This window comes from Flavobacterium sp. PLA-1-15 (genome assembly GCF_049060005.1).
GTDB lineage: Bacteria > Bacteroidota > Bacteroidia > Flavobacteriales > Flavobacteriaceae > Flavobacterium.
In genome coordinates, this window is sequence record NZ_JBMGQS010000012.1 from 1 (window position 1) to 16,715 (window position 16,715).

At 38.4% G+C, this 16,715-nt stretch carries 11 protein-coding genes; 5 read left to right on the forward strand and 6 right to left on the reverse strand.

The genetic code is table 11. From position 1 onward, the window contains the following. Positions 1–90: 90 nt before the first annotated feature. The 5 genes from ACI6PS_RS08840 to ACI6PS_RS08860 form a co-directional block, all read right to left on the reverse strand. Complete coding sequence (locus ACI6PS_RS08840; RefSeq protein ID WP_421012198.1) at positions 91–696, reverse strand: hypothetical protein; 606 nt, start codon at positions 694–696, stop codon at positions 91–93. Then, positions 693–1,580 (reverse strand): carboxypeptidase-like regulatory domain-containing protein, encoded by an 888-nt coding sequence (locus ACI6PS_RS08845; RefSeq protein WP_421012199.1) that lies wholly within the window; start codon positions 1,578–1,580, stop codon positions 693–695. The genes ACI6PS_RS08840 and ACI6PS_RS08845 overlap by 4 nt, the downstream gene beginning before the upstream one ends. Before the next feature lie 39 nt (positions 1,581–1,619). Next, on the reverse strand, positions 1,620–3,083 hold the full coding sequence (gene rpoN / locus ACI6PS_RS08850; RefSeq protein ID WP_421012200.1) for an RNA polymerase factor sigma-54: 1,464 nt from the start codon (positions 3,081–3,083) through the stop codon (positions 1,620–1,622). Positions 3,084–3,196: 113 nt separating this feature from the next. Continuing rightward, positions 3,197–4,630 (reverse strand): asparagine--tRNA ligase, encoded by a 1,434-nt coding sequence (gene asnS / locus ACI6PS_RS08855; protein WP_421012201.1) that lies wholly within the window; start codon positions 4,628–4,630, stop codon positions 3,197–3,199. A 276-nt stretch (positions 4,631–4,906) separates the two neighbouring features. Further along, positions 4,907–7,324, reverse strand: coding sequence for an efflux RND transporter permease subunit (locus tag ACI6PS_RS08860; RefSeq protein WP_421012262.1), 2,418 nt, complete (start codon positions 7,322–7,324; stop codon positions 4,907–4,909). Positions 7,325–7,519: 195 nt separating this feature from the next. On the opposite strand from ACI6PS_RS08860, the gene ACI6PS_RS08865 reads away from it, so the two are divergent. The 5 genes from ACI6PS_RS08865 to ACI6PS_RS08885 all read left to right on the forward strand — a co-directional run bounded on the left by ACI6PS_RS08865 (position 7,520) and on the right by ACI6PS_RS08885 (position 14,126). Then, entirely contained in the window at positions 7,520–9,787 is a 2,268-nt protein-coding gene (locus ACI6PS_RS08865) for a cation:proton antiporter (protein ID WP_421012202.1), read from the forward strand. Positions 9,788–9,909: 122 nt separating this feature from the next. After that, positions 9,910–10,665 carry a sensor histidine kinase gene (locus tag ACI6PS_RS08870; RefSeq protein WP_421012203.1) on the forward strand — a complete coding sequence of 252 codons (756 nt, stop codon included), beginning with the start codon at positions 9,910–9,912 and terminating at the stop codon, positions 10,663–10,665. Beyond that, positions 10,631–11,350, forward strand: a complete 720-nt coding sequence (locus tag ACI6PS_RS08875) for a LytR/AlgR family response regulator transcription factor (protein ID WP_421012204.1) — start codon at positions 10,631–10,633, stop codon at positions 11,348–11,350. Before ACI6PS_RS08870 ends, ACI6PS_RS08875 begins: the two co-directional genes overlap by 35 nt. A 119-nt stretch (positions 11,351–11,469) precedes the next feature. Next, positions 11,470–13,740, forward strand: a complete 2,271-nt coding sequence (locus tag ACI6PS_RS08880) for a cation:proton antiporter (RefSeq protein ID WP_421012205.1) — start codon at positions 11,470–11,472, stop codon at positions 13,738–13,740. Positions 13,741–13,742: 2 nt separating this feature from the next. Next, complete coding sequence (locus ACI6PS_RS08885) at positions 13,743–14,126, forward strand: hypothetical protein (RefSeq protein ID WP_421012206.1); 384 nt, start codon at positions 13,743–13,745, stop codon at positions 14,124–14,126. Here ACI6PS_RS08885 and ACI6PS_RS08890 read toward each other — a convergent pair whose 3' ends face one another. Beyond that, the gene (locus ACI6PS_RS08890; RefSeq protein ID WP_421012207.1) at positions 14,127–16,619 is read right to left on the reverse strand and encodes a DUF5686 family protein; all 2,493 of its coding nucleotides are present in this window, start codon (positions 16,617–16,619) and stop codon (positions 14,127–14,129) included. Positions 16,620–16,715: the final 96 nt, after the last annotated feature.

Sequence of the window (16,715 nt, forward strand, 5' to 3'; positions counted from 1 at the left end):
GGAATGAATTCCTTGTTGAAAGAAACGAAAAATACAGAGGGCAGTCCTGTTGACTTTAAAACACTCAACATTGGCCTGATGTTTTACATCCTATAGCCACAAATAGAAAAGTCCCGCCTGTGGAATTATCCCAATCAGGCTCCCCAAGACCAACTCAGTAGGAGTATGCGCTTTCATCTCGAGCCTTGAAGTGGCGACGAATCCGTTGCATAGGATTAAAAGTACGATTGGGAAAATCAAACGTACTTGAAAATGTAGACTCATCCCGATAGTAAATACGGTCAAGGCAGTGATGCCGATCATGTGCAGGCTTACTTTTTGTTGAAAATAAATCATTACCAAGGCAAGAAACGTACTCATCAGACTTCCTAGAAAAAAGAAATGAAGTTCGGGGAAATTCTCTACTGTGATGCTTTTCTTAATTAAGACGTAAAGCAGTAAAGCGTGAATGATTAACGGAATAATACGCTGGTTTCTTTTGGCAAGCATAATAGAATCCACCTTTCCCATTGATAGCAACAGGTAATAAAAGGTCACCGGAATAAGAATGGTGATGATGACAATCTGGATGATGATTAGATAGATGTCCGGATATTGGAAGAAATGTGTGCCGAAAACGAAAAACAACAAAACCGCATAGACCGATATAAATAGCGGATGCAAGATATAGGAAAATGCGGGTAGTATTTTTTTCAATTTGATAAAATTGTTTCGATGGCTAATGTTGCAAAAGAATCTTTGTTGTTTCCAATAGGAAAGGCAGGTGTTTGCTTCCAATTGGCATTAATATAATACCAAGTATCGCCATATTCGGGAGTAATAAATGCCGATAGAGTAGGCTCGTACCGATAGGCTTTTGTATATCCCTTTTTGTTCAAATCTTTTAAGTCATACTTGTATTTATTGCTTTCGATGGTTAGCCATTCAAAAGCAATAAATAATCCTTTTTCAGGAAAAGCAATTTTATATTTTGATAAATCTACAATTGTTTCTTTCAATCCTTTTGGAACAGAAAAAAGAATATCCTCATGGTAAAGGTATTCGCCAGGCGCTCCATTATCATCAGGAACATATAAAACCATTTTAAATTGAGCATTTCTGATGTTGCTGTTTGTCGCAAATTTTACTTTGTTCAAATAAGGTGTTTTTTCATATTCATGTTTATAGGCAAAGAAACGGCCAACTATCCATGGAGCTAACTGGATGCCAAAACCCGTTGTAGATTCCTCTAAATTAAATGTCGAAATGGTATTGAAAACAGTTTTCAAAGGAGTTTTTATAACCACTTCGTCCAGTTGCTGAATCGCTTCGGCTAGATAAAAAGTTTGATTATTCTCAGAAAAAACAATTCTTCTTTTTTCATATCCAACACACGATAAAACTAGTGTTTTTTTGAAGGCTTCGTCAGAAATTGTAAATATTCCATTTTCCTCAGATGTGGCGCCAATATTTTCATTATCAACCCATATATTGACATAAGGCAACGGTTTTTTTGTAAGGCTATCTTGAATAAGGCCCGTTTTTTGTGCAAAAAAAGGTAGGCTGAAAAGTAAAAATAAAATCTGAAGATAAAATTTCATTTACGATTTTTTTATTCTAAACTTAAAGATTTAGATTTATTATATTTTCTTCCTCATTCTCGCCACCGGAATATCAAGTTGCTCCCTGTATTTTGCAATTGTTCTTCTCGCAATCGGATAGCCTTTTTCTTTTAGGATATCGGCTAATTGATCGTCTGGAAGTGGCTTTTGCTTGTCTTCCTCCTCAATTACGTTCTGCAATATTTTCTTGATTTCAAGCGTCGAAACATCTTCGCCTTGATCGTTCTTCATCGCTTCAGAGAAAAATTCCTTGATAAGTTTTGTGCCGTAAGGAGTTTCTACATATTTGCTATTCGCTACACGGGAAACAGTCGAAATATCCAAACCAACCATATCTGCAATATCTTTCAGAATCATCGGTTTTAGCTTCGTTTCGTCGCCTTCTAAAAAGAACTCCTGCTGATAATGCATGATAGCATTCATTGTTACAAAAAGCGTTTCCTGACGTTGTTTGATAGCGTCAATAAACCATTTTGCAGAATCCAATTTCTGTTTGATAAACTGAACCGCATCTTTCTGTGCATTCGATTTATCGCGGGAATCCTTGTAAGTCTGCATCATTTCCTGATAATCTTTGGAAACGTGCAAGGTGGGAGCATTTCTCCCGTTCAGCGTCAATTCCAGTTCTCCATCCACAATCCTAATGGCGAAATCGGGAACCACATTTTCGGTAATTTTATTGTTTCCAGCAAAAGAACCTCCTGGTTTTGGGTTCAATTTCTCAATCTCGGTGATGGCTTTCTTGAGCAATTCACTCGAAACGCCGTATTTCTGTAAAAGTTTATCGTAATGTTTTTTGGTAAAAGCCTCAAACTGATTTTCGATAATATCTGTTGCCAATTCTACGGATTCGGTCGGGGTTTTGTGCTTCAATTGCAATAATAAACATTCCTGCAAATCTCTTGCTCCAACTCCCGAAGGTTCCAATTCATGCACGATATGAAGAATTTTCTCTACCGTTTTTTCATCGGTATAAATACCTTGTGTAAAGGCCATATCATCGACCATATCGGGAACGCTTCTTCGGATGTAACCCATATCGTCGATGCTTCCTACTAGAAATTCTGCAATTTCACGTTCGGCATCGTTCAAAATAAAAGTATTCAGCTGATTGATCAAATCTTGGTGAAAACTCACCGAAGCCGCCAAGGGCGATTCGCGATCGTCGTCGTCATCGCTGTAATTATTTACTTGGGTTTTATAATCAGGAGTTTCGTCGTTGCTTAGGTATTCATCAATGTTGATGTCTTCGGCTTCAATTCGGTCGCCTTCAAATTCATCGTAGTCGTCGTATTCTTCGCTTTCAAATTCATCCTTTTCATATTCGTCTTCATTTCCGCCTTCCAAGGCCGGATTCTCGTTCATTTCTTCTTTCAAACGTTGTTCAAAGGCTTGCGTAGGCAATTGAATCAGCTTCATCAGCTGGATTTGCTGTGGAGATAATTTTTGAGATAATTTTAAATTTAAAAACTGCTTGAGCATCCTAGTTAATTAAGTGGTATTTATAATTCAAATTTAATCAATTTCAAGTAAAAATGGCACACGTTATGATAAACTTGTGCCATTTTTGATAGGTTTTTATAAAATGTTGATTCTTAGAATTCCGCACTTCCAGGAGTTCTAGGAAAAGGAATAACGTCTCTAATATTGGTCATTCCGGTAACAAACAATACCAGTCTTTCAAATCCTAATCCGAAACCTGAGTGAACGGCAGAACCAAAACGTCTTGTATCCAAATACCACCAAAGTTCTTCTTCATCAATCCCGATCACTTTCATTTTTTCAAGCAAAACATCCAAACGCTCTTCTCTTTGTGAACCACCCACGATTTCTCCGATTCCAGGGAAAAGGATGTCCATCGCTCCAACTGTTTTTCCATCTTCGTTCAAACGCATGTAGAACGATTTGATGTTGGCTGGATAATCATACACAATTACAGGCGACTTAAAGTGTTTTTCCACCAAATAACGCTCGTGTTCCGATTGCAAATCAGCTCCCCATTCTTCAATGATGTAGTTGAATTTTTTATTCTTGTTTGGTTTTGAATTCTTCAAAATGTCAATCGCTTCAGTGTAAGAAACACGTTTGAAATTGTTCTCCAAAACGAAATTCAATTTCTCTAACAAAGCCATTTCGCTTCTTTCAGCTTGAGGTTTCTGTTTTTCTTCTTCTAATAAACGGCCTTCTAAAAATTTCAAATCGTCGCCACATTTAGCAACCGTATATTTAATCACATATTGGATAAAGTCTTCCGCCAAATCCATATTGTCGTGCAAATCGTTGAAGGCAACTTCTGGCTCAATCATCCAAAATTCCGCCAAGTGACGAGAAGTATTGGAGTTTTCAGCTCTAAAAGTTGGTCCAAAAGTATAAATCTGACCCAAAGCCATCGCGAAAGCCTCACCTTCCAATTGACCCGAAACGGTCAGGTTGGTGTGTTTTCCGAAGAAATCTTTTTTATAGTCAATATTTCCTTCTTCGTTTTTAGGCAAATTGTCCAAAGGCAAAGAAGTCACTTGAAACATTTCTCCAGCTCCTTCTGCATCTGCACCCGTAATCACAGGTGTATTCACATACACAAAACCTTTCTCTTGAAAATATTGGTGTACCGCAAATGCCAAAACCGAACGCACTCTCATAATTGCTCCAAAAGCATTAGTTCGCACACGTAAATGGGCATTTTCACGTAAAAATTCCAACGAATGTTTCTTAGGTTGCATCGGGAATTTCTCCGCATCCGAATCGCCAAGGATTTCCAATTTCTTCACCTGAATCTCGAATTTTTGTCCAGCACCTTTGCTTTCCACCAATTCTCCGGTTACCGAAACCGAAGCTCCAGTCGTAATTCTTTTCAAAGTTTCTTCCGGCGTGTTCTCAAAATCAACCACACACTGAATATTATGAATCGTCGAACCGTCGTTCAACGCGATAAATTGATTATTTCTAAAAGTTCTAACCCAACCTTTTGCATTTACTTCGTGAAGCGTCTGTGTACTGTTTAATAAGTCTTTAACTTTTGTGTGTTTCATTTTTATAAAATTTTAATCGAATGCAAATATATAGTTTTTGATAGTATTTTTTAGGAGCTTTTTATTTCATCAGTTCGCTTCGCTCGTGTCCCGCTATCCGTTACAATACTATCGGGGCTAGGCAAGTCAAATGGCTTGATAATTTAAAGGAATCTGCTTTTAAGCCACAGATTACATTCATTCGTACAGATTTTTGTTTCTATAGAAAAATCATTTTCTTTTAATCTGTGGCAGGTAAAATGATTTCAGTATAAATAATCTGTGAATCTGGGGCTATTACTTTTTATTATCCAAATCATCAATCTCAGCATCTGTATATTCCCTAAGTCGGATGTTAGGTTCAGGTAAATCCTGGGCATTTGCCAAACGTTTGTTCATTGTCAATACCAAAGCCGGCAACAGCATCAGGTTCGAAAGCATTCCGAAGCACAAGGTGATCGAAACCAATCCACCCAGGGCAATCGTACCGCCAAAACTCGACAACATAAACACCGAAAACCCAAAGAACAATACAATCGAAGTGTAAAACATACTCAATCCCGCATCATTAAAAGTCGCATAAACCGATTTTTTGATCTTCCAATTGTTGTTTCTCAACTCTTCACGGTATTGCGAAAGGAATCGCACAGTATCATCCACCGAAAGTCCAAATGCAATTCCAAAAACCAATATGGTAGAAGGCTTCAGCGGAATGCCAAAATAACCCATAATTCCAGCTGTCATCATCAAGGGCAACAAATTCGGAATCAAGGCCACCAGTATCATCTTGAACGAACGGAACATAAATCCAATCAGTAAGGCTGTCAAGAAAAAAGCAAATGCCAGCGAAGACAAAAGGTTGTCCAATAAATAATTTGTTCCTCTTTGAAAAACCAATGATTTTCCAGTAATGCTCACGTCATACGAATCTTTCGGGAAAATTTCATCCGCAATCTTTCGGATAGAAGCCTCAATTGCAGGCAGGTTTTCGCCATTATCATCACGCATATAAGTCGTGATCCGTGCTACCTGTCCGCTTTCATCCACATAGCTTTTCAATACATTTTCCTTGCTGTCTTTCGCAGTATTTTTTACGTAGCTCAAAATAAAAGCCTGTTCCTGAGAGGATGGCAAGGCAAAATATTCAGGATTTCCATTATAATAAGCCTGTTTGGCATATTTAACCAGATTCACCACCGAAATAGGTTTCGACAATCCATTGATATTTTGAATTTTAGTTTCAAAATCTTCCATCCTTCTCAAGGTCGAAAGTTTCATGACACCTTTTTTTCGCTTGGTGTCAATTACGATTTCCAAAGGCATGATTCCGTCAAATTCATCTTCAAAAAACACAATATCCTGGAAGAATCGGGTCTTTTTCGGCATATCTTCGATAATGCTTCCCGTAATTCTCATTTTCATGACACCCACGATACTCAATAAAAGCAAAACCGAAACAACAGCATAGATCTTGGTGCGATTGGTTTTTACATTGCGCAGAATCCAATCCATGAAACGCCTTACGGATCCTCGATCAAGGTGTTCCAAATGACGCTCTACAGGAGCCGGAATATAACTGTGGAAAATAGGAATAACAAAGAGGCAAAGGAAGAACAAGGCAAAAATATTGATTGCAGTAACGATTCCAAACTCAATCAACAATTGATTGTTGGAAGTCACAAAAGTTCCAAATCCTATGGCAGTTGTTACGTTCGTAATCAAGGTTGCCATACCGATTTTGGTTGTCACACGTTGCAACGCTTTCGCTTTATTCTTATGAACCTTGTACTCCTGGTGGTATTTGTTGGTCAGGAAGATGCAGTTCGGGATCCCAATAACGATAATCAACGACGGAACCAAAGAAGTCAGGATCGTAATCTCATAATTGAACAATCCTAAGATGCCGAACGACCACATTACGCCAATGATCACAATAATAATTGAGATTAAAGTAGCCCTGAAACTTCTAAAGAAGAAATAAAATAACAGCGAAGTAACGAGTAAAGAAGCGCCTATAAAAAGTCCGATTTCTCCCTTGATGGTTTCGGTACTCATTGTCCTGATATAGGGCATTCCCGAAATATGCAGGTTCACCTTGCTTTCCTGTTCAAACTTCTCAATAGCTGGATTTAAGATTTCAAGTACAAAATCTTTACGCTCAGCGGTATTCACAATCTTTTTATCCAAATAGATGGCACCACGGATTGTTCCTGTTTTTTTGTTGAACAGCAGGCCTTCGTAAAAAGGCAGGTCGCTTCGTAATTCTTCCACTTTTCCGGAAAGATAGTCAGCGTCTTTCGTTTTGGAATGATCTAGGAAAGGTTTTAATTCAAAGGTCTGAAGTGAGTCGTTCTTCTGCAATTGCTTCAAATTGTCAATGCTCAGGACCAGATCAACCGATTTGTTTTTTTGAAAATCCTGCATCATCCTGCTCCATTTTTCAAAAGCTTCAGGAGTAAAAAGCGAATCATTTTTAGAGCCAATGATGATCAGATTTCCCTCTTCGCCAAATTTTTCGAGAAAGGCCTTGTATTCGATGCTGGCAATTTCATCATCAGGTAAAAGATTGGCTTCCGTATAGGTGAACTTTATATTCTTCCATTGCAGAGCCAAAAAAATGGTGATCAAAACTACCGATACAAGAATGATTATTCTGTTACGAAGAACCAATCGTGCCAAAAGCGCCCAAAAACCCAAACTAAACCACTTAACCATCATCAAAATTTAAGGGTGCAAAGGTAGTTAAAACGTCACTTTTTTCAGGTTCTTTAGCTGTGAAATAAAGTTTTCTTGTGTTAATTTTAACATTGGGATTAAATTTACATTACGCTTTTTTTTCTTTGATAAATTTATATATTTGGTTTTTGCATCTTTGTAGGAAAATAAAAATAATTTTGGAAGTGTACATTTATGAAGAACTATAAAAATTCTATATTCTATGTAACCACTGTTGCCGGATTTTCAATGCTGATTTTCTGGGTTCTTTCTAAAGGAAAATTCCTCGAAGACGGCAGGGAAATAGTTTCCGCAACGTCGGCAAAAGACCATTGGGATGAATTTTTAGATTCAATGATGCACAGCCTCAAAGAACCTCTAGCAATCTTATTGCTTCAAATTATTTCCATCATATTAGTAGCCAGGTTCTTTGGCTGGATGTTCAGGAAAATTGGACAGCCTTCTGTAATTGGTGAAATGGTTGCAGGAATTGTCCTTGGGCCTTCGTTGGTTGGACTGTATTTTCCTGAGTTTTTCGAAAATTTATTTCCTGTAGCTTCACTCGGAAATTTAAAGTTCCTCAGCCAGATCGGATTGATTCTTTTTATGTTCGTCATCGGAATGGAATTGGACTTGAAAGCCTTAAAGAATAAGGCCAATGATGCAGTAGTGATCAGCCACGCGAGTATTATTTTTCCGTTTACGCTTGGAATTTCTCTGGCCTATTTTATCTATACACATTTTGCACCGGACGGAGTCGAGTTTTTATCATTCGCCTTGTTCATAGGGATTTCCATGAGTATTACGGCTTTTCCCGTTTTGGCAAGGATTGTCCAAGAACGTGGCATCCATAAAACCAAATTGGGAACTATTGTTATTACGTGTGCCGCTGCAGACGATATCACGGCTTGGTGTATTTTGGCAACGGTTATTGCGATTGTAAAGGCGGGTTCATTCGTAAGCTCATTGTACGTTATTGCTTTGGCAATTGCCTACGTTTTCCTGATGCTCAAAGTGGTCAGGCCCTTCTTGGCAAGAGTCGGACAATTGAAAAATTCACGCCAGAGTTTGAGCAAGCCGGTTGTTGCCATTTTTCTTTTAACGCTTATTGTTTCGGCGTATACGACAGAAATTATAGGTATTCATGCTTTATTTGGAGCTTTTATGGCGGGTGCGATCATGCCCGACAGTGCAAAATTCAGGGCCATTTTTATAGAAAAGGTCGAAGATGTTTCGGTGATCATCCTTTTGCCGTTGTTCTTTGTTTTTACAGGATTACGGACAGAAATCGGACTCATCAGCGATCCCGAATTGATGAAGATGACAGGATTGATCATTGCGGTTGCCGTAATCGGAAAATTTTTGGGAAGTGCCATTGCGGCAAAATTTGTAGGACAGAATTGGCGCGATAGTCTGACCATCGGAGCGTTGATGAACACAAGAGGTTTGATGGAATTGATCGTATTGAACATCGGGTTGGATCTGGGAGTTCTATCACCAGAAATATTCACTATGATGGTGATTATGGCCTTGGTTACTACGTTTATGACGGGGCCGGCTTTGGATCTGATCAACTTTATATTCAAAACCAAAGATGTGATTGTTCCTGAGGAAGTTCGAAAAGTAGACAAATACAAGATACTTTTTTCTTTTGGAAATTCTGATAGGGGAAAGTCACTTTTGCGTTTGGCCAACAGTTTTGTGAAGAAAGAAAACACGGAATCTATAGTAACGGCTATGCATCTTACCTCAAGTAACGAACTTCATACATTTGATTTGGAAGAGCAGGAAAAGAAAAGTTTTACACCGATAATTGCCGAATCTAAAAACTTGGATCAAAAGATTGTGACTTTATTTAAAGCTTCAAACGACATCAATACCGATATTGCGGACATAGCCAATCAAGGTGATTATGATTTATTATTGGTGGGTCTGGGCCAATCCATTTTTGAAGGGACTTTACTTGGAAAGGTATTGGGATTTACCACAAGGATCATCAATCCGGATCGGCTGATCGATAAATTTATTGGCAAAGAAGGCCTTTTTGAAAACTCTCCTTTTGATGAAAGGACACGTCAAATTATTGCCAATAGTAAAATGCCAGTTGGAATTCTGGTCGATAAGGATCTGAAATGCCCGAATAAGGTTTTTATGCCGATTTTCAGTAAAGATGATGTGTTTCTGATTGATTATGCGGAGAAATTGGTTTACAATAATGATTCGCATATTACCTTCATCGATCCGAATGAGGCGATTGTAAGTAATGAAGAAATCCACGAAAGAATCAGCGAAATCGAACAAAATAACCCAAGTTCTACTAAAATGGGAGAGCGAATCATAAAAAAAGATTTTCTAAAAGACCAGGATATCATGATCATCAGCCTCGAAAGCTGGAAAAAACTGATCGATACCCAGAGTATCTGGCTGACAAATATTCCTTCGGTTTTGATTATTAAACCTTAGGATAATTTAGGAATAAGATCACATTTGAAAACCTGTCGTACAAATACCCGGCAGGTTTTTTTGTTTTCAGTTTTCATTAATTTAGAAATGTCTACTTTTGAAAATCTTTTTTTGTAGATGATATGAATGACGGTACTGTTTTTATTTTATTGCTGATCCTAGTCCTGGTACTCGCTGTTGCAGTTTGCTGGCTGGTTTACCAATTGTTTCAATCTGAAAAGAAGAAAGCAAGGGCGGAAGAAAAATTCTATCTTTTGGAAATGAAAATAAACGATCTCCAATTGGAAACCTTGGAATCAAAACTCAATCCGCATCTTTTCAAGAACATATTGAACTCGATCCAATCACACGCGTATCAGACCTATTTTGCTTTGGATAAATTGGCAAATGTGTTGGATTATATATTGTATGAGAGCCAGAAAAAACTTGTTTCGCCAAAAGAAGAAATAGAGTTTGCAATGAATCTGATTGAAATCAATAAGATCAAAGTCAGTCCGCTTTTCGAGCTGAATATAAAGACAAAGATCAAGGAGAGTGAACCGCTTTTTGAGCAGAATTTAATTGCACCACTCATTTCGATTGATTTGATTGAAAATGCCTTTAAACATGCCGATTTGCAAAGTGCCGATGCCTTTATCTCGGTTTTGTTCGAGTTCAAGGACAATTGCTTTTACCTGACGGTTTCCAATAAGATTTCTGAAAAGAAGGCGCTCAAGAAGGAACGAAGCGGTATCGGTTCGACCACTTTGGAACAAAGATTGAAAATCATTTACAAGAACAACTTCAAACTTGATAAGTTTGTAGAAGACAACGTTTATATTGCCCACCTAAAAATAGACTTACTTGAATACAAGGCTCAGATGCTTACTGATAGATGACGAATTGCCAGGATTGATGTACCTGAAGATGCTGTGCGAACAGATTCCGGATTTGGAGATCGTAAGGACTTTCAACGATCCGGAAAAATTGATTCGCGAAATGCCTTCCTTGAATTTTGACCTGTGCATTACCGATATTGAAATGCCGGGAGTTGATGGCTTGCATCTTGCAGAAGCACTGAAGGATAAGTTGATCATTTTCATAACAGCCTACAAGCACTATGCCGTCGATGCCTTTGATTTGAACGCCGTGGATTACATCACAAAACCAGTAAAAAAAGAACGTTTGGAAGTGGCGGTTGAGAAAGCCAGGGGGCGTATGGATCGGAAAACAGAAGCAAGGAATTCGATGCAGGCCAATACGGACAAAGGAAGGTCGATTGTGTATTTTGATACTGTTGTTTATATAAAAACGGCTGCGATTGATAGTCGTGATAAGGAAATCTTGTTGGATGATGGAAGTTTGTTGTTGTTGAAGAACATTAATTTCAAGACACTTTTGGAAGAGCTTCCCGCTAATGATTTTTGCAGGATCAATAAAAAAGAAATCATTGCCTTGAATCAGGTAAGTTTTTTCAGCCATAATGAAATCACGCTTTCACAACGCGGCCAAAACGAAAAGAAAATTACACTTTCAGTAAGCGAAATTTACCGTTCTGATTTCTTGGCAAAGGTAAAAATCTAACTCATTACAAAATTTTGCCGTCTTATTACATCAGGCTGAAATTAGATTTCGGATCATTTTTTTTCCAGTAAATCACTTCCCATATTTGCGCCAAATTTCATACTAAACACAAAGCAAATATGAAAAACTTTAAAAATACCTTTTTCTATATCGCCATTATCAGCGTTTTTTCAAGTCTGATGTATTGGGTCATAAGCAAAGGAAAAGTACTTGAAGCGGGTAGAAATATCGTTACCGATCGGGTTGAAAATGGTCATTGGAATGATTTTATAGAATCGATGGTCCATAATTTAAAACATCCGCTGGCCATCCTGCTGGCTCAGATTGTGGCCATTATTTTGGTAGCCCGGTTTTTTGGTTGGGTTTCTAGAAAAATAGGACAGCCAAGTGTGGTGGGAGAAATTGTGGCAGGTATTGTGCTCGGGCCTTCATTGGTTGGAATGTATTGGCCTGAATTTTCAGCAATGCTGTTCCCAAAAGAATCAATGGGCAACTTGCAATTCCTAAGCCAGATAGGGCTTATCCTTTTCATGTTTGTTATTGGTATGGAATTGGACCTGAAAGCCTTGAAAAACAAAGCACACGATGCAGTTGTCATCAGCCATGCGAGTATTATTATTCCGTTCTCGCTGGGATTGGGGTTGGCTTATTTCATCTATCAATCTTTTGCCCCTGAGGGAATCGAATTTATTTCATTCGGATTATTTTTGGGTATCGCAATGAGTATCACTGCTTTTCCCGTCTTGGCACGTATTGTCCAGGAACGGGGCATTCATAAAACACGTCTAGGAACCATTGCCATTACTTGTGCCGCGGCAGATGATATCACGGCTTGGTGTATCTTGGCAGCGGTAATTGCTATTGTTAAGGCCGGTTCTTTTGTAAGTTCCCTTTATATCATTGGTTTGGCCTTGGTTTATGTCTTGGTAATGCTCAAAGTGGTACGTCCATTCCTGAAAAGGGTTGGAGATTTGAAATCCACCCGTGAAAGTTTGAGCAAACCTGTTGTGGCGATCTTCTTTCTGACCTTGCTGTTGTCTTCTTATGCTTCAGAGATTATTGGAATCCATGCCTTGTTTGGTGCTTTTATGGCGGGAGCGATTATGCCAGAAAGCGGTAAGTTCCGTAATATTTTTATCGAAAAGGTAGAAGACGTCTCGGTTGTCATCATGCTTCCTTTGTTTTTCGTTTTTACAGGATTAAGGACTCAGATAGGTTTGCTGAACGACCCTTCTCTTTGGAAAATTACCGGCCTGATCATTCTTGTTGCAGTAGTAGGCAAGTTTTTCGGAAGTGCCTTGGCGGCAAAATTTGTTGGCCAGAGTTGGAAAGACAGCCTTTCGATTGGTGCTTTGATGAACACCCGTGGATTGATGGAATTGGTCGTTCTTAATATCGGATATGACTTGGGGGTATTGTCTGCCGAAATATTCACGATGATGGTCATTATGGCATTGGTTACCACTTTTATGACGGGGCCTGCTTTGGATCTGATCAATTATGTGTTCAAATCGAAATCAGAAAATGTTCCTGGAGCGATAAGCAACAAGAATAAATTTAAGATACTGCTTTCCTTTGGCGATGCCGAAAAAGGAAAAATTTTATTGAAGATAGCCAACAGCCTTTCGAAAAAGCAGGAAAGCAGTACGATGATTACGGCAATGCACTTGTCTTTGAGTTCGGAACTTCACTCTTTCGATGTCAAGGATTACGAAAGGGAAACATTTCTTCCCGTGATTTCAGAGTCTGAACATTTGAATCAGAACATCAATACTTTATTTAAGGCTTCGAATGATATTGATTCGGATATTGTGGAAACAGCAAATCAGGGCGAATACGATTTGTTGTTGATTGGCCTTGGACAATCTATTTTCGTAGGGACATTGCTTGGAAAAGTATTAGGATTTACAACGAGAATCATCAATCCGGATCGTTTGATTGATAAGTTTACCGGAAAGGAAGGCCTGTTTGATAATTCCCCTTTTGATGAAAGGACAAGGCAGATAGTGGCCAAAAGTAAAATGCCGGTAGCGATTTTGGTAAATAAGGATTTGGAGAATATTGATACTGTTTTCCTGCCGATCTTTTCAAGCGAAGATGCTTTCCTGATAGGCTATGCACAAAAATTAATCCATAATAACGGATCCCAAGTTACAGTCCTCGATGCCGATGGACATATAAAAAGCAACCATGGAATCAAGGAAAATATTCGTTCAATTGAGCAGAATGCACCCAATCACATTATGGTGACAACGGATAAGACGATGAAGAAAGAGTTTCTAGACCAGCAGGATTTGATGATTATCAGTTTGGAAAGCTGGAAGAAATTGGTCGATTCTCACAGCACTTGGCTCAACAATACCCCATCGGTACTTATTATAAAGCCTTAATTATGAATTCAGTTTTTATTAGAAAGGCACTGCTGTTATCGGCAGTGCTCTTTTCTTCTGTTGTGCTTTCTCAAACTCAAGATGAAGTAAAAAAGGAAAACCCTACAGTAGATTTCGCCTTGGAAGGAAGGATTGGTGTTGCTGTCGGTGATAAGGCTGTCGGAATAAATGTAGGTGGCCCAAGCCTAAAACTCAAGTTGAATGGTTTTAAAATTGGTGTGGGCGCTTTTCCTTCGCTATTGGTTTTGGATGGTGATGCGGCACCAAGATTGTCCGTTTCTCCTATCATTGAATATAAAAAATGGATGCTGATTACACCTTATTATGGCTATGATGCTGAAAAGAAAATGATTTGGACGTTCGGAATTGGCTACAAATTCAAATAATTATAGGCCCAAGTCCAATACAAAATTTAACTTTATAGAAATATTGTCTTCAAAACGAAGCAACTGATTTGGCCCATATCGGTAAAATCCGGACAGCCCGAAGCCTTTGAAGATCTGGTTCAGTTCTATTCCAGATTCAAAATAACCCTTGTCCAATGTTTTGTAGCCAATCCCAAGATGCTGTTCCGGTTTTTCCATGTTTCCCCACGCGGCTCTTGAAACCAGGACCAAAGAAGGTTTTACCTTTCCAAACAATTTAACACGCTTGAAGGCATGCTTTAATTGGAAAAATGCATATTGGCTTGAGAAAAACTCATTAAAATACATTGTTTCCAAGCTGTTTTTTCCAGCAATGGTAATACGCTGGATAATGTTGTCTTTCGTCAAGCTATTTGGCGCAGTATTGTAAAGATGCGTCAACGGAACATCGCCAAAGGCATATCCAAATTCGGTATAGATGGCTGTTTTTTGACCGTTCAGATACTTCTTTTGAAACTCGGCTCTGATGTCAATTTTTCCAAAATCAAAATCATTTTGCATCACATCAGGTAATGATTTCGTAAACTGGAAAGTAAACTTTGGGTAGCGCTTGTCTATTTCCAATTTACCGCTAGGCGTTTGCATAAAATCACTAAAAGGGTTCCACTGCAACGAAACCATTGCCGTTGTCATATTATAGGAACTATAAGAACGCCCGTTTGCATTGTATACATAGGCAAATTGTGGCTCAATATAGCTTTGTGTAATCTGCCAGATGCTCTCCGTTTTAGGGATAATTTTGGTTTCGATATAAGCACGCCAGGTTTTATGGCTGTAAAAGGTGCTCAAGTTGATAGGCCGAGGATCGTATATTTTAAAGACACGCTTGTCGATTGAAAATGACGTACTCGCAATTTCGCGAATATCTTCGGTATAGGATCCGCCAATCCACGAGTTGGAAAATTTTCCAACCCTAAAAGCAGCGCCAGCACTGTATTTGATTTCTTCATCTTTCAAACCATAGGCGGCATATCCGTCAAGGCGGAATTTGTCGGATAATTTCTCATTGGTAATACCACCGAGACCAAATCGAAAACCTTCATAATTATTGTATTTGATGAGGTAGCGCAAATCCATATCGAAAAAACCTAAGGGAACATAACCGTTCAGTATTCTCCGTCCAATGTTTAATTTTCGCTCGATACCTTGCTTGATGACAATGCTGTCCAAGGTCACATACGTTTGCTTGGCGCGTAAATCCAAGCTGTCTTTTCGGTAGCGGTTCCAAAAAGATTCTTCTTTCTTGATCGCATCATCCTTTATATGGATTGCAATGGCGGGTTTTTTGATAGACAAGGGAACGTCAAATTCAAAATCAAAATGATTGGATTCCGAAATCAGATAAACAAAATCCGAAGTCACTTTATCTTTCGCAGTAGATTTTGAATCATCCAAGTCGCCTTCAAATTGAATCTGACCGCCTAAAATCTTGATGTTTTCGCTGTTGTTACCCTTTACAATCTTGAACGTTTTGCCTTTGGGAAACCACAAATCGCTGTCTGGGAGGTATTCATATTCGTGGATGCCACTTACATCGATAATGTTTTTAACCCTGAAAATTGCCTTGGCAACAGCATTGTTTTTTTGATCGATGTATAAAACACCGTGAAGACCGTTCTTCTTGGAACGTTTTTTATTCTTAAAGAAAATGACATATAAGTCACGTCCTTGGATTCTTACAGTATCCAACATTTTAAACGAATATTGTCTCAATGCATCATTTGCCAACGGACCGTCATAGCGGTTTTCTAATAATTCATATTTAGAATCATAAACGGAAAAGGATTGCAACTGCAAGCCAATCAATTCATAAATAGGTTGCTTGAAGCCGGCCATTTTTGTTGCCAGTACATATTCCTTGAAGTTCTTTCCGTCAAACTGATATTGCGATACTTTTTCAGTTTGATAGATGTGTTGTTTGGAGATGATTTTTTTGAATTTATAATCAGTCGAATCTAATTTTACAAATTTACGAATGCCTTTGTTGGTTACAAAAATCGAGTCCAAAGTCCCGCTGATAGAGTCGGGGTTTGCAGTAATGGTAGCCCTATTATAAGATTTAAATTGAAAGCTTCTTAGCTTTTTTTGAGGATTGTTCTGATCCTTTAAAGCGATTGATTTCTTAATGATGGCAATGGCAGGATTTTCTCCAATGGCAATTTCTTCTAAACTTTCCGACTTTGGCGAAAGCTGGACAGTGAAATTTTTCTTTCCCTCGGTTGCAATTTCTTTTTTGTGATAGCCAACATAGGATATTGTAAAAGTAAGAATCGGTTCTTTGCTTTCGATATCGAATTTGCCGTCAACGTCGGTTATTTCGAAACCATTTTTTGAAGAAATAGAAGCAAATGGAAGTGGTTTATTCGTCGCTTCATCCCGCACAACTCCCGTTATTTGAAATTGGGCTTGAACCGAAAACGATAAAAGGAAAAAGAATAAAACGATTTGCTTCATAGGGTTATGTACCAAACGAATAAAATACAAATTTGTTACACAGAACAAAAGTAAGTTAGTTGCATAAAAAAATCCACTCTTTTAAGTGGATTTTAA